Genomic DNA, 19,012 nt, shown 5'->3' on the forward strand with positions numbered 1-19,012 from the left:
GCGGGCAGGTGCCGCCCCGGGCGCCGGGTGGTGCCGTGCCGGGGGCGGGGCGACCCCTACCCTCCGCTACCGCTCAGCTCAGCCGCGCGTTTTCTCGGTCGCGCTGTGCTTCGCGACCGCTGCGGGCAGGTGCCGCCCGGGCGCCGGGTGGTGCCGTGCCGGGGACGGGGCGACCCCCACCCTCCGCTACCGCTCAGCTCAACCGCTCGATGACCATCGCCATGCCCTGGCCGCCGCCCACGCACATCGTCTCCAGGCCGAACTGCTTGTCGTGGAACTGGAGGCTGTTGATCAGCGTGCCGGTGATGCGGGCGCCGGTCATGCCGAAGGGGTGGCCCACGGCGATCGCGCCGCCGTTGACGTTCAGCTTCTCCAGCGGGATGTCCAGGTCGCGGTAGGACGGGATCACCTGCGCGGCGAACGCCTCGTTGATCTCGACCAGGTCGATGTCGTCCATGGTCAGCCCCGCGCGCCGGAGCGCCTGCCGGCTGGCCTCGACCGGGCCGTACCCCATGATCTCGGGCGAGAGGCCGGAGACGCCGGTGGAGACGATCCGGGCCAGCGGGGTCAGGCCCAGCTCCCGCGCCTTGGTGTCGCTCATGATGACCAGCGCGGCGGCGCCGTCGTTCAGCGGGCAGCAGTTGCCGGCGGTGACCAGGCCGTCGGGGCGGAAGACCGGCTTGAGGCCCTGCACGCCCTCCATGGTGACGCCCGCGCGGGGGCCGTCGTCCTTGGACACGACCGTGCCGTCGGGCGTCGTGACGGGGGTGATCTCCCGCTCCCAGAAGCCGTTCTTGATGGCTTCCTCGGCCAGGTTCTGCGAGCGGACGCCGAACTCGTCCATGTCCTGGCGGGTCACGCCCTTGAGGCGGGCCAGGTTCTCCGCGGTCTGGCCCATGGCGATGTACGCGTCCGGGATCTGGCCGTCCTCGCGCGGGTCGTGCCAGTCGGTGCCCTCCTGCTCGGCGCGGGCGGCGGTGCGGGCCTCGGCCTCGGCGAAGAGCGGGTTGTGGGTGTCGGGCAGACCGTCGCTGGTGCCCTTCACGGAGCGGGACACCATCTCGACGCCGGCCGAGATGAAGACGTCGCCCTCTCCGGCCTTGATGGCGTGCAGGGCCATCCGCGACGTCTGGAGCGACGAGGAGCAGTACCGGGTGATGGTGCAGCCGGGCAGGTGGTCCATGCCCATCTGCACGGCGACGATACGGCCCAGGTTGTGCCCCTGCTCGCCGCCGGGCAGGCCGCAGCCGAGCATCAGGTCGTCGATGTCGCGCGGGTCGAGCCCGGGCACCTTGGCGAGCGCGGCCTGGATGATCGTGGCGGTCAGGTCGTCCGGCCGCAGGTCCTTCAGAGACCCCTTGAAGGCCCGGCCGATGGGGGAGCGGGCGGCTGAGACGATCACGGCTTCGGGCATCACGGCTCCTGAGGGGCGAAGGGCAGGACTGAGAGGGAAGTTACCCGTACGTATCGCGGAGGTCATCGGACAGGGCGTGTGATGCGGGCCGCATTTCTAAGCGCTCGCTCACCCGTGGTGCCAGGGTACTCCCGGGACGGCCCCTCAGGGGCGGGCGTCCCGCAGCGGTGCCGGGTCCTGGACGGACGGCAGCCGCCGCCTGCGCCGGTGCTTGAGGAGCGCCCACGGGGCACGGGCGCCCGTGACCTCCGTACCGGCCTCCTCCACCGCCTCCGCCGCCGCCTTGGCCACCGGCAGCATGCCCTCCCGCCGGTCCGCCTCCAGCCGGTCCGTTTCGGGCCACACGTCCAGCACCGCGCACAGCGTCGGCAGCACCGCCATCGCGGCCGTGGCGTACCCCTCCGCCGACGGGTGGTAGTTGTCCGCCCCGAACATCTCGCGCGGGTTCGCCGCGAACTCCGGGCCCAGCAGGTCGCCCAGCGACACCGTCCGGCCGCCCTGCTCCACCACCACGATCGTCTGCGCGGCCGCCAGCTGCCGCGACACCCGCCGCGCCAGCCACCGCAGCGGCTGGTAGACCGGCTCGATGGTGCCCAGGTCCGGGCAGGTGCCGACCACCACCTCCGCGCCCGCCGCGCGCAGCCGCCGCACCGCCGTGGAGAGGTACCGCACCGACTGCGTGGGGGACATCCGGTGCGTCACGTCGTTCGCCCCGATCATGATCACGCACACGTCCGGAACCCGGCCCGGATGGAGCAGCAGCAGCGCCACCTGCCGCTCCAGGTCGTCCGACCGCGCCCCCGGCAGCGCCACGTTCCGCAGCTCCACCGGACGCTCGGCGACCGCCGCCAGCCCCGAGGCGAGCAGCGCGCCCGGCGTCTGTCCCGCCCGCCGCACCCCCTGCCCCGCCGCCGTGGAATCACCCGCGAGGGCGAGCCGCAGCGGCTCCGCGCCGCCCCCGTACCCCCGGCCGTACAGTCCGTCCGCGCACGGCGGCAGCGGCGCCACGCCCCCGCCCACCGAACGTTTCGCCAGCTGCACCTCCGTCAGCAGCACTCCTACGGCCGCGGCCCCCAGCAGGCCGATCCCGCCGCCCCCGTACGCCGCTCCGGCAGCGATCCGCCGCGCCATACTCGCCCTCGACATAGGGGCAGCCACCTCCTCGATCCGGTACAAGAGGTAACTGCCCCGTACTCGACTCCGACTACGCATACGCTGGCGGGACCCATACGGAGACCCCGGAGACTACGGTGCAATACCACGACTCGATGATCAGCCTCGTCGGCAACACCCCGCTGGTGAGACTCAACAGTGTGACCCAGGGCCTGCAGGCGACCGTCCTGGCCAAGGTCGAGTACTTCAACCCCGGCGGTTCGGTCAAGGACCGCATCGCCCTGCGCATGATCGAGGCGGCCGAGGAGAGCGGCGCCCTCAAGCCCGGCGGCACCATCGTCGAGCCCACGTCCGGCAACACCGGCGTCGGCCTTGCCATCGTGGCCCAGCAGAAGGGCTACAAGTGCATCTTCGTCTGCCCCGACAAGGTCTCGAACGACAAGATCAATGTGCTGCGGGCGTACGGCGCCGAGGTCGTCGTCTGCCCCACGGCCGTCGACCCCGAGCACCCCGACTCCTACTACAACGTCTCGGACCGCCTCGTCCGTGAGACGCCGGGTGCCTGGAAGCCGGACCAGTACTCCAACCCGAACAACCCCCGTTCGCACTACGAGACCACCGGTCCCGAGCTGTGGGACCAGACCGGCGGGAAGATCACCCACTTCGTCGCCGGCGTCGGCACCGGAGGCACCATCTCCGGCACCGGCCGGTACCTGAAGGAGATCAGCGACGGCACGGTCCGCGTCGTCGGCGCCGACCCCGAGGGCTCCGTCTATTCCGGCGGCTCCGGCCGCCCCTACCTGGTCGAGGGCGTCGGCGAGGACTTCTGGCCCAGCGCCTACGACCGGACCGTCACGGACGAGATCGTCGCCGTCTCGGACAAGGACTCCTTCCAGATGACCCGCCGCCTCGCCAAGGAGGAGGGCCTCCTCGTCGGCGGCTCCTGCGGCATGGCCGTCGTCGCGGCGCTCCGGGTCGCCGAGGGCCTCGGCCCCGACGACGTGGTGGTCGTCCTCCTTCCCGACAGCGGCAAGGGCTATCTGTCCAAGATCTTCAACGACGAGTGGATGGCCGACTACGGCTTCCTGGAGGAGGCCGGCACCTCCGCCGCCGTGGGCGACGTCCTCCGCCACAAGGAGGGCGCCATCCCCACGCTCGTCCACATGCACCCGGACGAGACGGTCGGCCAGGCGATCGAGGTCCTGCGCGAGTACGGCGTCTCGCAGATGCCCATCGTCAAGCCGGGCGCCGGCCACCCCGACGTGATGGCCGCCGAGGTCGTCGGCTCCGTCGTCGAGCGGGAGCTGCTGGACGCCCTGTTCACCAAGCGCGCCTCGCTGGACGACCCGCTCGACAAGCACATGAGCCCGCCGCTGCCCCAGGTCGGCTCGGGCGAGCCGGTCGCCGACCTCATGTCGGTCCTGGGCACCGCCGACGCGGCGATCGTGCTGGTCGAGGGCAAGCCCACCGGTGTGGTGAGCCGTCAGGACCTGCTGGCCTTCCTCGCCAAGGACGGCAAGTAGCCACCAGGGGAAGGCGCTTCGCGCATTCGGTACGAGCACGACACGTCGTGGCAGCACCCCCTTAACACTCGTCGTGCATCGTTGTTCGTGTCGGCGCCAAGGCCCTCCGGAGCGGCTCCCGGACGACCCACCTGTGCGCCGCGGACGCGGAGACCGGCCCTGACCCGGGCCCGTGTCCCCCGCGGGGACCGCCGTCGTCCCGCCCCCCGGCAACGGGGGTGCGGCGGTCCCCGCGCCACCTCCCCGCGCCTCTGACTTGCCCGTTGCCCCCGCTGAGGCTCGGCGGGCCGCAGCTCCCGCCCGTACCGCGGCTCCCGCCCGTACCCTGGTTCCCGCCCGTGCCCCGGCCCCGGCCCCCGCCCCGGCCGGGGGATCAGAAGTCGGGGTCCGTGCCGCTCCGGTCGCGACGGCGGGATATCCCGCGCAGCGAGTGCGCCATGTTGATGCCGACGATGCCGGCCCAGGCGACGATCAGGCCCTCCAGTCCCTGGTGGGCCGCACCGATCGCCGACAGCGGGACCGCGAGGATCAGCGAGACGATCCCGAAGCCGAACCGCTCGCCGAACCCCTCCTCGAACGGCCGGGTGCCGCCACCCGGGCGCCCGCCCCGGGCGACCAGCGTCTGCTGCTCGGCGAGCCGGCGGCGCACACGGCGGTCGACCGTGGTGTCGAGCCGCTGCTCCACCTTCTCCAGGAACGACTCGACCAGCGCCGACTCGTACTCACTTCCCAGCTCGCGCCGGGCCTGGAGCGTGGCGTCGAGCTCCTTCTCCAGCTCCGTGTCGCGGGCTGCGCGTACTTCGCTGACTTCGCGGGCTTCCATGCGCACAACGGTACGGATCCCGGGCCGCCCTGTCGGTAGGGCCAGCCCCCGTATTCCACCCCCGGCACGCCCCCCGCACACCCCCGGGCGCACCCCCCGGGTCGCCGGAACCGATCGGGGCGCAGCCGTCCGCCGCCGGGGCGCGCGACAAGGGGCCGCTTGCCCGGCTGCATACCGTCATGCAAAGTCTTAGGAGACTGAATATCCCACGTGGCCGAAGAGGGGGACGGGATGAGCGACAGCCCTGCCGCACGGGTGCAGGCGCTCTTCGAGGGGCACCGGCTGACGCCCACGCAGCGCCGGATCGCCCACTCGATGGTGCGCCGCGCCGCCGACGTACCGTTCCTGTCGAGCGTGGAACTCGCCGAGCTGGCCGGCGTCAGCCAGCCGTCCGTCACCCGCTTCGCCGTCGCCCTCGGCTTCGACGGCTACCCCGCGCTGCGCAAGCACCTGCGCGAGGTGGCCCCGGCCGAACCGGTGCCCGGGGCGGCCGGCGAGACCGAGTACAACGAGTACCAGCAGGCCGTGCTCGGGGAGATCGAGAACCTGCGGCACCTCGCCGACCTGCTCGCCGACCCCGGGCCGGTCGAGCGCGCCGGGCGCCTGCTCGCCACGTCCCGTCCGCTCCTGGTGCTCGGCCTGCGCGCCGCGTCCTCGCAGGCCCGGGGGTTCGCGTACTTCGCCGCGAAGGTCCACCCGGACGTCCGGCTGCTCGACGAGGGCGGCACCATGCTCGCCGACCGGATCGACGCCGCCGTGCGCGCGGGTGCGACCGTGCTGCTCTGCTTCGCGCTGCCCCGGCACCCGCGCGAGGTCGTGGACGCCCTGGCCTACGCACGCGATGCGGGGCTCACCGTCGTCACGGTCGCCGACTCCGCCTTCGCCCCGGTCGCCAAGCACAGCGACCTGCTCGTCCCGGCGGCCGTCGGCACGGGCCTGGCCTTCGACACGGCCTGCGCGCCCATGCTGCTGGGGCGGGTGCTGCTGGAGGCGATGTGCGACGGGCTGCCGGACGCCCAGGCGCGGCTGGAGGAGTTCGACACGGCCGCCGCCGCCCGGGGCCTGTTCGTGGAGTAGCCGCCGCCCGGGGCCTGTTCGTGGAGTAGCCGCCGCCCCTGTGCGGGGTGCCCCGGACCGGCCCCCGAGCCCTCTCATGTGCCTTTAAGGAGGGCGCGTTAGCCTTCCGCCGCATTCGAGGGCGGATCCTGACACAGGGAGGCGGACGTGGCGCGGGGCGGACAGGCGCTGGCGAGGGTGGCCGTGATCGTACGGGCGGGGGCCGCACCCCTGTGGTGGCTGGGGCTGACGGCCGCCGCGGCGGGCGCCCTGCTCCCCGGGCTCACCGGGCGGCGCATCGGGCTGCTGTCGGGAGCCGCGCTGTTCCTGGTGACCGCCGCCGCGGTGGCGACCGTACGCCGCGGGCGCCACACCCGGCTGATCGCGGGGGCCACCAGGGCCGCGCGGGCGGACTTCCTCCAGGACCGGGCCGTGACGGTACGGCTCTGGCGGCGCTCCCGCCGCTGGTGGCTGCTGGGCGCCTTCCTCGCCGCCCTCGCCTCCTCGTTCGCCCTGCCCGGGGCGGGCGGGCTGTGGCTGGCGGGCGCGGGCGCCGGGCTGTGGCTGCGGGCCGGGTGGCTCGGCCGCCTGGAGCGTACCGAGGAGACCCTGTGGTGGGTGCCCGTCGACCGGCTCGGCGCGGGGCCGGCCGGCAGGACCCCGAGGAGGACCCGGGCGACGGCGAACGGGGCCGCGGCGAACGGGGCCGGGTCCGCGGAGAACGGGCCCCGGGAGCACCGGCCGACGGGACACCGGCCGATGGGGCCCCGGCCTGTGGGACCCGGGTCGGCGGGATACCGGTCGACGGGGATCGCAGCGGGCGATGCCGCGCCGGGCGGGGCGCGGCGCCGCTGACCCCGCGTCAGACCTCCAGGTCCGCCTCGATCTTGCGGAGCTGGTGGCGGGCCATCGCCAGGTTGGCCCGGCTCTTGTCCAGCGCCAGATAGAGGAACAGACCGTCGGTGCCCCGGCCCCTGAGGAGCCGGATCAGGTGGTACTGACTGCCCAGGGTGATGAGGATGTCCTCGATGTCCTCCTTCAGCCCGAGCATCTCCATGGTGCGCAACTTGGCGCGCACCACGTCGGTGTTGCCCGCGGCGGCGACCGTCAGGTCGAGGTCCTTGCCGCCGCCGATCGTGCCGAGGGCCATTCCGCTCGTGTAGTCGACGAGAGCGGCCCCGACGGCGCCGTCGATGACGGTGGTCGCTTCCTTGAGGGCGGTTTCGGTGTTGGCCATGGGACGTCACGCTTCCTTCGGTTTGTGGGACGGGAGGGGCGGAATGGTGGTCTGTCGTACGGGCAGCGCGGGGTGGGTCCCCGCCGCCGGGGGAGTGGCCGAGGCCGAGGGGGCGGTCGCCGTGGGCGTACGCGCCGTGGCGGCGGGCGTGGCACGCGCCGCGCGCTCCGGCGCGACCGCCGGCGTACGTACGGAAATGGGCGCCGGAGCCGGTGCCGGGACCGGTCCCGGCGCGGAGGCCGCCGGGGCCTCGCGCCGGTCCAAGGCGCCGTCCACCAGCTCGCCGATGCGCACACTGGCGCGCCGCGCCTCCAGGTGGAGCCGGCCCACATTGATCCGCGGCTCGGCCAGCAGCGTCAGCACGGCGGAGCCGCCGGCCGCGTACGTGGCGACGTATCCGTGCTCGCCGCGGACCAGCAGCTCGCGGAAGCCGCCCTGTCCGGTGGCGTCGGTCAGCCGCAGCGCCACGCCCAGCGCGGCGGCGGTGAGCGCCGCGACGCCCTCCGCCGCGTCGGCGTCGGCCGTGTCCCGCGCCAGGACCATGCCGTCGGTGCTGGCCGCGAGCGCGCCGGTCACCTGGGGCACCCGGGCCCGCAGGCGTCTGAGCTCGCCGAGCACCTCGGCTTCGGCCGCCGTCATCAGCTGTCTCCTCTCGCTCCTCCGGCTCTTCTCGGCGCGCTGTCGCAGGGCTCGCCTCATGAGCGGTGCCGGGGCGTACGGGCGGTCACAGGTGGGCCTCCAGGGCGTCACGGAGCCGGCGGAGCAGGGCGATGTCCGGGTCGGCCGAGAAGTCCGCCGGGAAGTCGGCCGGGACCACCGAGGGTTCGCGGGGCGCGCGGGGCGCGTGAGGTTCGAGCGGGCCGGGATGCGCCCGAGTTTCGAGGGGGCCGGGATGCTCGCGGGGGTCCCGCGCTCCGGCGCGGGCGTGGGCCAGGGGCTCGTACGCCAGGGAGGGCGTACGCCGGGGCGGTTCCAGGGGCGTGGCCACCAGCCCGGCCGCGGCCAGCCGCCGGATGTCCAGCAGCGTGTGGAAGGCCGGCCGCCCGAGGACCCAGGCGAGCTGCGCGGGGGTGCGGCTGCCGTCCGCCTGGGCCAGCAGGGCGCGCTGGCGGGCGGTGACGGTCTGGCCAGGCGCGGCGGGGCGGGGGACGACCGGCGCGGCGTCGACGGCGGGGTAGGGCCACACGTGGTCGAGCAGCTCGCGGCGGCGGAGCGTCTCGCGTTCCACGTCGGCGGCGGACACGGGCCGTACGGCGCGCACGGCGTGCGTCCCGGCGACGGCCCCGTACTGGAAGTGGGCCGGGCGGCGGCCCGGCGCCAGCGCGAAGAACGCGGCGTCGAACAGGGCGCCCAGCTGGCATATCTCCAGCTCGCCCGCGGCCACCCGGCCGTGCCGGGCCAGCCGTCCGCCCGCCGTGAGCAGGACGTCGGGGCCGGGGGCGACGGGGCTCTCGGCGTGGGCGACGTGCCCGTCGACCAGGTACAGCGTGCCGTGGTCGCGCACCATCGCGCCGGTGGCCCGCTCACGGGCGAGGCGCAGCAGCATGGGCGAGACGACGCTGGTGGCGGTCCGGGTGCGGGTGCTCATACCAGCACCAGCCGCTCGGCCAGTTCGCGCAGCCGGAGGCGGGCCATGGCCAGGTTGCCGGTGGACCGGTCCAGCCAGAGGTGCAGGAAGACGCTGCTGTCGAAGGTCGTCTCCACGAACCGCAGGACGTGGTAGCTGGTACGGGTGGTGACGATGACGTCCTCGACGGGCGGGGCCTTGGGGTCGACGCCCCCGGGCAGAACGGGCAGGAGCGCGGTGCCCGCCGCGCCCGGGACACTCCCCGCGACCGGGGCGCCGGCCGCCGGGGGGCCTCCGCCGGCCGCCGCGTGCGGGCCGGCCGGGAGGGGTGACGGTACGGGGACCAGGGCCGAGGCGGCGGAGGTTGACGCCGTGCCGGGCCCGCCGCCCCCGGGGCCGGCCGCCGCGCCGTTCACCGCCCCCGGCGCCGCGCCGGCCGGCGACGTACCACCGGAAGCGCCGGTCCGCGGCGTACCACCGGAAGCGCCGGTCCCTGGCGTACCACCGGACGCGGAGGGCGCCGGCGGCCCGTCGCCGGGGGTGTCGGGGGCGAACGACTCGTACTCCGCGGCCGCGCGCGCCAGTTCCGCCGTCTCCGCCGCCGTGGTGTCGTGGTCGCCGACGGGGGACTGCCCGGCCGTGCCGAGGGCGAGACCGCTGGTCCAGTCGACGAGTGCCGCTCCCCGCGCGCCCGGCAGGCTCATCACTTCGCGCAGGCACTCGTCGATTCCGGGCACGCGGGCTCCCCTCCCAGTTCCCCGTTGCGCTTCAGGTCGGTGACGACGACGCTACGCATCGTTCGCACCCCTGGTGGGAGTTCTGGCATTTTCCGAAGGAACGTGCCCCGCCCGGGATATGGTCGGCGGTTACGACTCGCCGCGGAGCCGCATCACCAGCTTGTTGACGGCCCACAGCACGATGCCGACGGCCACCAGCACCCCCGCCCGGATGTACACGTCGGCGTCCCGGTCGGCGAGCGGGCTGGCCAGGATCAGCGCGGTGATCGCGCCGAGGACCGGGAGCGCCGTCGGCGTACGGAAGTGCCGGTGCTCGACCGGGTCGCGGCGCAGGACCAGGACGGCGATGTTGACCACCGCGAAGACGCACAGCAGCAGGAACGCCGTGGTGTCGCCCAGGCCCTCGATCTCCCCGGTCGAGACGAGGCCGATCGCCAGGAGCGACACGAACACGATGCCCACCACGGGGGTCCGGCGCCCGCTCAGCACCCGGCCCATGGCGCGCGGCAGGATCCGCTCGTTGGCCATGCCGTAGCAGAGGCGCGAGGCCATCATGATGTTGATCAGGGCCGAGTTGGTGACGGCGAACAGCGCGATCAGCGCGAACGCCTTGGGCGGGAAGTCGACCCCGCCGGCCTTGACGACCTCCAGCAGCGGCCCGCTGGACTCCTCCAGGGTGCGGTAGTCGACCAGGAGGGACGAGACCAGCGCCACCAGGACGTAGATGGTGCCGGTGACCGCGACACCGGTGAAGATCGCCTTGGGGAAGGTGCGGACCGGGTCGCGGGTCTCCTCCGCCATGTTGACCGAGTCCTCGAAGCCGACGAAGGCGAAGAAGCCGAGCGCCGTGGCGCCCAGCACGCCGGTGATCAGCGCGTACCCCGTGCCGCTCGCCTCCAGGTCGCCCAGGCGCGAGGGCTCCCCGCCCCCGGTGAGGACGGCCCACGCGCCGATGGCGAGGATGATCACCAGGCCGGTCAGCTCGACCAGGGTGAGGACGACATTGGTCTTCACGGACTCCGACACGCCCCGCAGGTTGAGCGCGGCGAGCACCAGGATGAAGACGATCGCCACCAGGGTCGGCGGGATCGCGCCCCGGGTGAACTCGGAGAGGTAGTCGCCGCTGAACGCGCGGGCGGCGGCGCTCGCGGACGACAGGCCGGAGCACATCACCATGAAGGCGACGATGAAGGTCAGGAAGGGGACCTTGAACGCCTTCTGGGTGTAGAGCGCGGCGCCGGCCGCCTGCGGGTACTTGCCGACGAGTTCGACGTACGAGGCCGCCGTAAGGATGGCGACGACGAAGCCGATGACGAACGGCAGCCACAGCGCGCCGCCGACCTTGCCCGCGACCGCGCCGGTGGTGGCGTAGATGCCGGTGCCGAGGATGTCGCCGATGACGAACAGGATGAGCAGCTTCGGCCCGATGACCCGCTTGAGGGCCGGCTCTCCGTGAGCCCCCGCGGGCTGTTCCGTGGTGGTCATGGAAGGGTTTTGCCCCGGCCGGCCGGGGGGATGCCCGCCGCGTCCATGAGCAGCACGTCCGGGCGTCCGCCACCTGCCTCGGCGACGATCTCGGCGAGGGTCTGCGGCGGCCGTACGGTGGCGAAGCGGACGTCCCCGCCCTCCCGGACCGTGAAACCGTACACACCGGGGCGCGCGAGGGAGTTGTACGCGTAGTGGTGCGCGAAGTAGTACGCGCCGGTGTCGAGCGCCGCCACGATGTCGCCCGGCTCGATCGGGGGCAGCCGCCGGCCCACGGCCAGCAGGTCGCCCGCGAAGCAGGCCGGTCCGGCCACGTCCTGCTCGACGGCCCCGCCACCCGTCCTGGGCATCCCCTTGGCGTCGTAGACGGCGATGCGCAGCGGCCAGGAGTCCGGGTCGTAGACGGTGCGGGTGGCGACCTGCACGCCCGCGTGGGTGACGGCGATGGGGCGCTCGCCGGACGTCTTGGTGTACTCGACGCGGGCCAGGACGGTGCCGTGCTTGGCCAGCAGCGACCGGCCGAACTCGGTCACCAGGCCGTACCGCCCGTCGAACAGCCCCGGCACCCCGTCGGCGAGCAGCCGGGCGTACTCGGCGTAGGTCGGGGTCTCCTCGTCGGAGGAGAAGTTCACCGGCAGGCCGCCGCCGATGTCGAGGGTGTCGATCTGCCGGCGGCCGGCCGCCGCGTTGATCTCCTCGGCCAGCCGGTACACCTCCCGGATGCCGGTGGCGAGGAGGGGGAGCGGCACGCCCTGCGACCCGGAGTGGGTGTGCAGCCGGGTCAGCCAGGGGCGGTCGAGGTACGCGCGGACGACGCGGGCGCGGGCGCCCTCGTCGCGCAGGGCGATGCCGAACTTGGAGGTGGCGGTGGCCGTGGACAGCGCGTCGATGGCGCCGGCGCCGATCTGGGGGTTGACGCGCAGCCCGATCGGGGAGCGGGTGGGGCGGCGCCCGACGAGGGCGTCGAGGCGGGCCAGCTCCTGGAAGTTGTCGGCGTTGACGGCGATCCCGAGGGCGAGCGCCTCGCCGAGTTCGGCCATCGTCTTGGCGGGGGAGTCCAGCACGATGCGGGCGGGGTCGACCCCGGCCGCGCGGGCCAGGGCCAGCTCGCCGGGGCTCGCGACCTCGGCGCCGAGCCCCGCCTCGTACAGCAGGCGCAGGACGGGGACGAGCGGGGACGCCTTGACGGCGAAGGCGTGCAGGACGGGCGCGTCGGTGACGGCGGCGAAGGCGGCGCGCAGGGCGGCGGCGGAGGCGCGGACGCCGTCGGTGTCGAGGAGGGCGGCGACGGGGGCGGTACCGGTGAGGAGGGCTTGGTCGACTGCTGCTCGGACGGCCAGGTCGCGACGGTCTGAAGCCATGGGTCCCAGCCAATCATCCGGTGTCGCCGGACGCAGCCGTTGACTACGTCTATTCAGCACTGCAAGATGTGAATAACTGAATCTGCAATCGTGGTGCCGGTCCCGGGGGCCGCCGGGCCGGGCCGCGAACCGCGACCGAGGAGGCATCCCCATGTCAGGACCCCGCCCCGTACGAGCCCCGCGCGGTACGGAACTGAGCGCCCTGGGATGGCAGCAGGAAGCCGCCCTGCGGATGCTGCAGAACAACCTCGACCCCGAGGTCGCCGAGCACCCCGACAAGCTCGTCGTCTACGGCGGCACCGGCAAGGCCGCCCGCGACTGGCGGTCCTTCGACGCCATGGTCCGCACCCTGCGCACCCTCAAGCAGGACGAGACGATGCTCGTCCAGTCCGGCCGCCCCGTCGGCGTCATGCAGACCCACGAGTGGGCGCCGCGCGTCCTGATCGCCAACTCCAACCTGGTCGGCGACTGGGCGAACTGGGAGGAGTTCCGGCGGCTGGAGCAGCTCGGCCTGACCATGTACGGCCAGATGACCGCCGGCTCCTGGATCTACATCGGCACCCAGGGCATCCTCCAGGGTACGTACGAGACCTTCGCCGCCGTCGCCGCGAAGAAGTTCGGCGGCACCCTCGCCGGGACGATCACCCTCACCGCCGGCCTCGGCGGCATGGGCGGCGCCCAGCCGCTCGCCGTCACCATGAACGACGGCGTGGCGATCTGCGTCGACTGCGACCCGCGCGCCATAGAGCGCCGCATCGAGCACCGCTACCTGGACGTCCGGGCCGACTCCCTGGAGCACGCCCTCCAACTCGCGGTCGAGGCGCGCGACGCCCGCCGCCCCCTGTCCATCGGCCTCCTCGGCAACGCGGCCGACCTGCTCCCGCGCATGCTGGCCGAGAGCGCGCCCATCGACATTGTGACGGACCAGACCTCCGCCCACGACCCCCTCTCCTACCTCCCCGTCGGCGTCGACTTCGACGACATGGCGTCCCTGGCGGCCAAGGACCCGGCCGGCTTCACCACCCGCGCCCGGGAGTCGATGGCCCGGCACGTCGAGGCGATGGTCGGCTTCATGGACGCCGGCGCCGAGGTCTTCGACTACGGCAACTCCATCCGCGGCGAGGCGCGGCTCGCCGGCTACGACCGCGCGTTCGCCTTCCCCGGCTTCGTCCCCGCCTACATCCGCCCCCTGTTCTGCGAGGGCAAGGGCCCCTTCCGCTGGGCCGCCCTGTCCGGCGACGCCGCCGACATCCACAAGACCGACAAGGCGATCCTCGACCTCTTCCCCGAGAACGAGTCGCTCGCCCGCTGGATCAAGATGGCCGGCGAACGCGTCCACTTCCAGGGCCTGCCCGCCCGCATCTGCTGGCTCGGCTACGGCGAACGCGACCGCGCCGGCGAGCGCTTCAACGACATGGTCGCCGCCGGCGAGCTGTCCGCCCCCCTCGCCATCGGCCGCGACCACCTCGACTGCGGCTCCGTCGCCTCCCCGTACCGCGAGACCGAGGCCATGCTCGACGGCTCCGACGCCATCGCCGACTGGCCGCTCCTCAACGCCATGGTCAACGTCGCCTCCGGTGCCTCCTGGGTCTCCCTCCACCATGGCGGCGGCGTCGGCATGGGCCGCTCCATCCACGCCGGCCAGGTCACCGTCGCCGACGGCACCCCGCTCGCCGGCGAGAAGATCCGCCGCGTCCTCACCAACGATCCCGGCATGGGCGTCATCCGCCACGTCGACGCCGGCTACGACATCGCCGAGTCCGTCGCCGGCGAGCGCGGCGTCCGCGTCCCGATGCGCGAGGGTGAGGCGTCATGAACCCGGCCGACCGGCCCGCGGAGCACGGCGGGCCCACCCGCCCGGCCGACCGGCCCGCCCCGGCCCCCCGCCCGGAGGCGGCGGCCACCGGCGACTCGTTCCACACCATGTGGGCCGACCTCGCCCCCATCGGCCGCCACCCGGCGAGCGGCGGCTACCGCCGCCACGCCTGGACCGGGGCCGACGCCGACTGCCGCACCTGGTTCCAGGAACAGGCCGAGGCCCGCGGCCTCACCTACGAGACCGACCGCAACGGCAACCAGTGGGCCTGGCTCGGCGACCCCCTCGGCGAGGACGCCGTCGTCACCGGCTCGCACCTCGACTCCGTCCCCGACGGCGGCGCCTTCGACGGCCCGCTGGGCGTGGTCTCCTCCTTCGCCGCCCTCGACGAACTCCGCCACAGGGGAGCGGAGTTCCGCCGGCCCCTGGCCATCACCAACTTCGGTGACGAGGAGGGCGCCCGCTTCGGTCTCGCCTGCGTCGGTTCCCGCCTCACGGCCGGACAGCTGACCAAGGAGGCCGCGCACCGGCTGGTGGACGCCGACGGGACCACCCTCCCGCAGGCGATGGAGGCCGCCGGATACGACCCCGAGGCCATCGGCCCCGACCCCGGACGCCTCGCCCGCATCGGCGCGTTCGTCGAGCTCCACGTCGAGCAGGGCCGCGCCCTGGACCTCTCCGGCGACGCGATCGGCATCGCCTCCGCCATCTGGCCCCACGGCCGCTGGCGGTACGACTTCCACGGCGAGGCCAACCACGCGGGCACCACCCGGCTCGCCGACCGGCGCGACCCGATGCTCACGTACGCCGAGACCGTCCTCGCCGCCCGCCGCGAGGCGGAACTGGCGGGCGCCGTCGCCACCTTCGGCAAGATCGCCGTCGAGCCCAACGGCGTCAACGCCATCCCCTCCCTCGTACGCGGCTGGCTCGACTCCCGCGCCGCCGACCAGGCCACCCTCGACACGGTCGTCTCCGGCATCGAGGCCGCCGCCCGCGAGGCGGCCGGCCGCCAGGGCATCGACCTCACCGTCGTCCGCGAATCCTTCACCCCCGTCGTCGAGTTCGAGCACGCCCTGCGGGACGAGCTGGCCAAGATCCTCGGCGGGCAGGTCCCGGTGCTCGGCACCGGAGCCGGACACGACGCGGGCATCCTGTCCGCCTCCGTCCCCACCGCCATGCTGTTCGTCCGCAACCCCACCGGCGTCTCCCACTCCCCGGCCGAATTCGCCGCCGAGGACGACTGCGTGGCCGGCGTCCACGCCCTCGCCGACGTCCTGGAGGGCCTGGCATGCCGCTGACCTACTGGGCCGAACACGCCTGGCTCGACCCGGTCGCCGAGCCGGGCGTCGCCCTCGACGTGTCCGACGGCCGCATCACCGCCGTCCGCACCGGCGTCGGAACCCCGCCGCCCGGCGCGGTGACCCTGCGCGGCCTGACCCTGCCGGGCCTCGCCAACGCCCACAGCCACGCCTTCCACCGCGCCCTGCGCGGCACCGTCCAGGTCGGCTCCGGCACCTTCTGGACCTGGCGCGAGGTCATGTACCAGGTCGCCTCCCGGCTCGATCCCGACAGCTACCACGCCCTCGCCCGCGCCGTGTACGCGGAGATGGCCCTCGCCGGCATCACCGCGGTCGGAGAGTTCCACTACCTCCACCACGGGCCCGACGGCACCCCCTACGCCGACCCCAACGCCATGGGCGAGGCGCTGATCGCGGCGGCAGGCGAGGCGGGCATCCGCATCACCCTGCTCGACACCGCCTACCTCTCCTCCGGCTTCGGCGCCGCCCCCGACCGGCACCAGCGCCGCTTCTCCGACGGCACCGCCGAGGCGTGGGCCGAACGGGCCGCCGGGCTCAAGGAACGCGCCGGCGTCCGCGTCGGCGCCGCCATCCACTCCGTCCGCGCCGTCCCCGCCGACCAGCTGGCCACCGTCGCCCAGTGGGCCGGCGAACGCGGGGCGCCCCTGCACGTCCACCTCTCCGAGCAGACGGCGGAGAACGACGCCTGCCTGGCCGCCCACGGCCGCACCCCCGCCGAGCTGCTCGCCGACCACGGAGTCCTCGGGCCCCGCACCACGGGCGTCCACAACACCCACCTCACCGACGCCGACATCGCGCTCATCGGCGGGTCGGGCACCGGCACCTGCATGTGCCCCACCACCGAACGCGACCTCGCCGACGGCATCGGCCCGGCCGTCGCCCTCCAGCACGCCGGCTCGCCCCTGTCGCTGGGCAGCGACAGCCACGCGGTGATCGACCTGCTCGAAGAGGCACGGGCGATGGAGCTCGACGAGCGCCTCCGCTCCCGCACCCGCGGCCACTGGACGGCCGCCGCGCTGCTGCGCGCCGCCACCGCCGACGGGCACGCCGCGCTCGGCCGGCCCGACGCGGGCCGCCTGGAGGCCGGGGCGCTCGCCGACTTCACGACGATCGCCCTCGACACGGTCAGGACAGCGGGACCGGTACCGCGTCTGGCAGCTGAGACAGCGGTATTCGCCGCGTCGGCAGCGGATGTGCGCCATACGGTCGTGGGCGGTCGCCATGTCGTCCAGGACGGGAACCACTCCCTGGTGCCCGACGTACCCCGAGCCCTCGCGGACGCGATCGCGGCGCTGCGGAGCTGAACCCCGCACCGCCGCCCCCGCCGAGACGACCGCCCCCGAGCCGCCCGTCCCCGCCGAGACGACCGCGGACACCGCTGAAGGAGACACCCCTCACCATGAACAGCATCAACAGCGGCCCCGACACCACGAACAACCCCCCGGCGACGGCCGCCCCCGCGACGGCGAACAACCCCGTCGCGGCGACGGCCACCGTCATCACCAACATCGCCAGCCTGGTCACCAACGACCCCTCCCTCGGTGATGGATCCCCCCTCGGACTGATCCGGGACGCGGCCGTTGTCATCGACGGCGACCGCGTCTCCTGGATCGGTGAATCAAGCAAAGCACCCGCCACTGACAACCGGGTCGACGCCGGCGGCCGGGCCGTGATCCCCGGCTTCGTCGACTCCCACTCCCACCTCGTCTTCGCGGGCGACCGCACCGCCGAGTTCAACGCCCGCATGTCCGGGCAGCCCTACGCCGCCGGCGGCATCCGCACCACCGTCGCCGCCACCCGCGCCGCCACCGACGAGGCCCTCGAGGCCAACGTCACCCACTACCTGCGGGAGGCGCTGCGCCAGGGCACCACCACCTTCGAGACCAAGTCCGGCTACGGCCTCACCGTCGAGGACGAGGCCCGCGCGCTGCGCATCGCCGCCCGCCACACCGACGAGGTCACCTACCTCGGCGCGCACATCGTGTCGCCCGACTACGCCGACGACCCGGCCGGTTACGTCGCCCTCGTCACCGGCGAGATGCTCGACGCCTGCGCCCCGCACGCCCGCTGGATCGACGTGTTCTGCGAGAAGGGCGCCTTCGACGGCGACCAGGCCCGCGCGATCCTCACGGCCGGCCAGGCGCGCGGCCTGCACCCGCGGATCCACGCCAACCAGCTGTCGTACGGGCCCGGCGTCCAGCTCGCCGTCGAGCTCGACGCGGCGAGCGCCGACCACTGCACCCACCTCACCGACGCCGACGTCGACGCCCTCGCGAGCGGCGCCACGGTGGCGACCCTGCTCCCGGGCGCCGAGTTCTCCACCCGCGCCGAGTGGCCCGACGCGCGCCGCCTGCTCGACGCGGGCGTGACCGTGGCCCTCTCCACCGACTGCAACCCGGGCTCGTCGTTCACGTCGTCCGTCCCGTTCTGCATCGCCCTGGCGGTACGGGACATGGGGATGACCCCCGACGAGGCGCTCTGGTCCGCCACCGCCGGCGGCGCGGCCGCCCTCCGCCGCACCGACATCGGCCGCCTCACCCCCGGCGCCCGCGCCGACCTGACGCTCCTGGACGCCCCCTCGCACGTCCACCTGGCCTACCGCCCGGGGGTCCCCCTGACCGCAGCAGTCTGGCGCGCCGGCGAACGGGTCGTCTGACGGTCCCCTGCACGGGCGTGGCCTCCGGAGCAATGCCCCTGAAGCCCCGCCCGGGCCCGGCCCGGCCCCGTCGTGGCGAGGGACCGAGACGGTCACTCGGGCTCCCCGGTGTTACTGCTCTGTCGTGTGTCCGATGCTCGTGCCGGAGTTCCGCCGTCCTTCGACGACCGACCCGATCAGCCCGGCCGCGGCGATCTCGCCGACCGGGACCAAGCCCGCAGCCGCGATGGCTTCCTCCGTGTCGGGGAGTCGGCCGGTCGCAGACCAGCGCAGATCGTCACCGAATTCTTCGTCGTACCGCTCGCCACGAACCAGGCGACGCCTCAGGAGGGGGCCTTGCCCACTGGACGGGGCGTAGTACGAGATGCGCCCCGCGGCGTCAACGGCATCGAGTACGGCATCGCTGAGCGCCAGGAAAGCAGGCGTCTGGAGGTTGCCCTGCGGCGTGCCCGGCCGAAAAGACACTCCGGTCAGGTCTAGGGCGCCGGCATCGTCCTGTACGAACTCTCCGCCGCGTTCGTAGAAGAGAACCAGGGGTTCGTACAGGTCAGGCAAGTCGGGCAGGGCGGAGGGTTTCCCGTTCCTCAGTTCCGCCATCCGTACGGCGCCCGCGCAGGTGGTCCTCAGTGAGCTGCCGGGGACCTTGCGAAGGAGCTCCTCAAGGTCTGAAGCAAGCTCCGGCGAGAGACGGAACCCGGGGTGCGCGTACTCCGTCGCGTCGAAGAAGGGCCACTCGCGTTCGGCTGAGTAGTGCCGGGCCCACAGAGCCGCGCGCCGTAGGTACTCACGCATCAGGAGGCGGCGCGACATGACGTGCCGGAACGAGATGTCCCAGTCCCCCACCCAATCGACCGCGTGCAGGCGGTGCAGCATGGTCCGTGCAGGCCGGTCGGTCATTCCTGTCC

17 protein-coding genes and 1 pseudogene are annotated in these 19,012 nt (G+C 73.8%); 7 read left to right on the plus strand and 11 right to left on the minus strand.

The window, feature by feature from the left end; all coding sequences use genetic code 11:
• Nucleotides 1-193 precede the first annotated feature (193 nt).
• Together ACF08D_RS25320 and ACF08D_RS25325 are read right to left on the minus strand one after the other, a co-directional pair.
• Complete coding sequence (locus ACF08D_RS25320) at nt 194-1,414, minus strand: acetyl-CoA C-acetyltransferase (RefSeq protein WP_392225461.1); 1,221 nt, start codon at nt 1,412-1,414, stop codon at nt 194-196.
• A gap of 144 nt (nt 1,415-1,558) precedes the next feature.
• The gene (locus ACF08D_RS25325) at nt 1,559-2,545 is read right to left on the minus strand and encodes an SGNH/GDSL hydrolase family protein (RefSeq protein WP_392225625.1); all 987 of its coding nucleotides are present in this window, start codon (nt 2,543-2,545) and stop codon (nt 1,559-1,561) included.
• Nucleotides 2,546-2,664: 119 nt separating this feature from the next.
• Here ACF08D_RS25325 and ACF08D_RS25330 point away from each other — a divergent pair, with 119 nt between their 5' ends.
• Nucleotides 2,665-4,050: a cystathionine beta-synthase gene (locus ACF08D_RS25330; RefSeq protein WP_392225463.1), complete on the plus strand. Its 1,386-nt coding sequence runs from the start codon at nt 2,665-2,667 to the stop codon at nt 4,048-4,050.
• 373 nt (nt 4,051-4,423) lie between these two features.
• On the opposite strand, the gene ACF08D_RS25335 is transcribed toward ACF08D_RS25330, so the two are convergent.
• Nucleotides 4,424-4,873 carry a hypothetical protein gene (locus ACF08D_RS25335; RefSeq protein WP_392225465.1) on the minus strand — a complete coding sequence of 150 codons (450 nt, stop codon included), beginning with the start codon at nt 4,871-4,873 and terminating at the stop codon, nt 4,424-4,426.
• Nucleotides 4,874-5,104: 231 nt separating this feature from the next.
• Here ACF08D_RS25335 and ACF08D_RS25340 point away from each other — a divergent pair, with 231 nt between their 5' ends.
• The gene (locus tag ACF08D_RS25340; protein WP_392225466.1) at nt 5,105-5,950 is read left to right on the plus strand and encodes a MurR/RpiR family transcriptional regulator; all 846 of its coding nucleotides are present in this window, start codon (nt 5,105-5,107) and stop codon (nt 5,948-5,950) included.
• A 147-nt stretch (nt 5,951-6,097) separates the two neighbouring features.
• On the plus strand, nt 6,098-6,784 hold the full coding sequence (locus ACF08D_RS25345) for a hypothetical protein (RefSeq protein WP_392225468.1): 687 nt from the start codon (nt 6,098-6,100) through the stop codon (nt 6,782-6,784).
• A 7-nt stretch (nt 6,785-6,791) separates the two neighbouring features.
• Here the strand turns inward: ACF08D_RS25345 and ACF08D_RS25350 are convergent, their stop codons facing one another.
• The 7 genes and pseudogenes from ACF08D_RS25350 to ACF08D_RS25380 all read right to left on the minus strand — a co-directional run bounded on the left by ACF08D_RS25350 (nt 6,792) and on the right by ACF08D_RS25380 (nt 12,316).
• Complete coding sequence (locus ACF08D_RS25350) at nt 6,792-7,166, minus strand: hypothetical protein (RefSeq protein WP_392225470.1); 375 nt, start codon at nt 7,164-7,166, stop codon at nt 6,792-6,794.
• 6 nt (nt 7,167-7,172) lie between these two features.
• A complete protein-coding gene (locus ACF08D_RS25355; protein WP_392225472.1) occupies nt 7,173-7,805 on the minus strand; it encodes a roadblock/LC7 domain-containing protein in 633 nt (210 codons plus the stop codon).
• A gap of 85 nt (nt 7,806-7,890) precedes the next feature.
• Complete coding sequence (locus ACF08D_RS25360) at nt 7,891-8,754, minus strand: transcriptional regulator (protein WP_392225474.1); 864 nt, start codon at nt 8,752-8,754, stop codon at nt 7,891-7,893.
• The gene (locus tag ACF08D_RS25365; RefSeq protein ID WP_392225627.1) at nt 8,751-9,149 is read right to left on the minus strand and encodes a hypothetical protein; all 399 of its coding nucleotides are present in this window, start codon (nt 9,147-9,149) and stop codon (nt 8,751-8,753) included. The genes ACF08D_RS25360 and ACF08D_RS25365 overlap by 4 nt, the downstream gene beginning before the upstream one ends.
• A 114-nt stretch (nt 9,150-9,263) precedes the next feature.
• Nucleotides 9,264-9,470 (minus strand): annotated as a pseudogene (locus ACF08D_RS25370) (roadblock/LC7 domain-containing protein); the annotation flags it as partial.
• Nucleotides 9,471-9,599: 129 nt separating this feature from the next.
• A complete protein-coding gene (locus ACF08D_RS25375) occupies nt 9,600-10,955 on the minus strand; it encodes an APC family permease (RefSeq protein ID WP_392225476.1) in 1,356 nt (451 codons plus the stop codon).
• Entirely contained in the window at nt 10,952-12,316 is a 1,365-nt protein-coding gene (locus ACF08D_RS25380) for a diaminopimelate decarboxylase (protein ID WP_392225478.1), read from the minus strand. Before ACF08D_RS25380 ends, ACF08D_RS25375 begins: the two co-directional genes overlap by 4 nt.
• A 151-nt stretch (nt 12,317-12,467) precedes the next feature.
• Between ACF08D_RS25380 and hutU the strand changes: the two genes are divergently transcribed.
• From hutU to hutI, 4 genes are all read left to right on the plus strand, one after another.
• A complete protein-coding gene (hutU, locus tag ACF08D_RS25385; protein ID WP_392225480.1) occupies nt 12,468-14,132 on the plus strand; it encodes a urocanate hydratase in 1,665 nt (554 codons plus the stop codon).
• A 107-nt stretch (nt 14,133-14,239) separates the two neighbouring features.
• Entirely contained in the window at nt 14,240-15,430 is a 1,191-nt protein-coding gene (locus ACF08D_RS25390) for an allantoate amidohydrolase (protein ID WP_392225629.1), read from the plus strand.
• Nucleotides 15,421-16,755: a formimidoylglutamate deiminase gene (locus ACF08D_RS25395; RefSeq protein ID WP_392225482.1), complete on the plus strand. Its 1,335-nt coding sequence runs from the start codon at nt 15,421-15,423 to the stop codon at nt 16,753-16,755. Before ACF08D_RS25390 ends, ACF08D_RS25395 begins: the two co-directional genes overlap by 10 nt.
• A 104-nt stretch (nt 16,756-16,859) precedes the next feature.
• A complete protein-coding gene (hutI, locus tag ACF08D_RS25400; protein WP_392225630.1) occupies nt 16,860-18,107 on the plus strand; it encodes an imidazolonepropionase in 1,248 nt (415 codons plus the stop codon).
• A 111-nt stretch (nt 18,108-18,218) separates the two neighbouring features.
• Here hutI and ACF08D_RS25405 read toward each other — a convergent pair whose 3' ends face one another.
• A complete protein-coding gene (locus ACF08D_RS25405; RefSeq protein ID WP_392225484.1) occupies nt 18,219-19,004 on the minus strand; it encodes a hypothetical protein in 786 nt (261 codons plus the stop codon).
• Nucleotides 19,005-19,012 lie beyond the last annotated feature (8 nt).

Origin of the sequence: Streptomyces sp. NPDC015131, from assembly GCF_043079975.1 — a bacterium.
Classification (GTDB): Bacteria; Actinomycetota; Actinomycetes; order Streptomycetales; family Streptomycetaceae; genus Streptomyces.

Bases quoted from the DNA above. Each gene is read 5' to 3' on its own strand.
- ACF08D_RS25320 (WP_392225461.1), bottom strand. From the start codon at position 1,414: ATGCCCGAAGCCGTGATCGTCTCAGCCGCCCGCTCCCCCATCGGCCGG.
- ACF08D_RS25325 (WP_392225625.1), bottom strand. From the start codon at position 2,545: ATGGCGCGGCGGATCGCTGCCGGAGCGGCGTACGGGGGCGGCGGGATC.
- ACF08D_RS25335 (WP_392225465.1), bottom strand. From the start codon at position 4,873: ATGGAAGCCCGCGAAGTCAGCGAAGTACGCGCAGCCCGCGACACGGAG.
- ACF08D_RS25340 (WP_392225466.1), top strand. From the start codon at position 5,105: ATGAGCGACAGCCCTGCCGCACGGGTGCAGGCGCTCTTCGAGGGGCAC.
- ACF08D_RS25350 (WP_392225470.1), bottom strand. From the start codon at position 7,166: ATGGCCAACACCGAAACCGCCCTCAAGGAAGCGACCACCGTCATCGAC.
- ACF08D_RS25355 (WP_392225472.1), bottom strand. From the start codon at position 7,805: ATGACGGCGGCCGAAGCCGAGGTGCTCGGCGAGCTCAGACGCCTGCGG.
- ACF08D_RS25360 (WP_392225474.1), bottom strand. From the start codon at position 8,754: ATGAGCACCCGCACCCGGACCGCCACCAGCGTCGTCTCGCCCATGCTG.
- ACF08D_RS25375 (WP_392225476.1), bottom strand. From the start codon at position 10,955: ATGACCACCACGGAACAGCCCGCGGGGGCTCACGGAGAGCCGGCCCTC.
- ACF08D_RS25380 (WP_392225478.1), bottom strand. From the start codon at position 12,316: ATGGCTTCAGACCGTCGCGACCTGGCCGTCCGAGCAGCAGTCGACCAA.
- hutU (WP_392225480.1), top strand. From the start codon at position 12,468: ATGTCAGGACCCCGCCCCGTACGAGCCCCGCGCGGTACGGAACTGAGC.
- ACF08D_RS25390 (WP_392225629.1), top strand. From the start codon at position 14,240: ATGTGGGCCGACCTCGCCCCCATCGGCCGCCACCCGGCGAGCGGCGGC.
- ACF08D_RS25395 (WP_392225482.1), top strand. From the start codon at position 15,421: ATGCCGCTGACCTACTGGGCCGAACACGCCTGGCTCGACCCGGTCGCC.
- ACF08D_RS25405 (WP_392225484.1), bottom strand. From the start codon at position 19,004: ATGACCGACCGGCCTGCACGGACCATGCTGCACCGCCTGCACGCGGTC.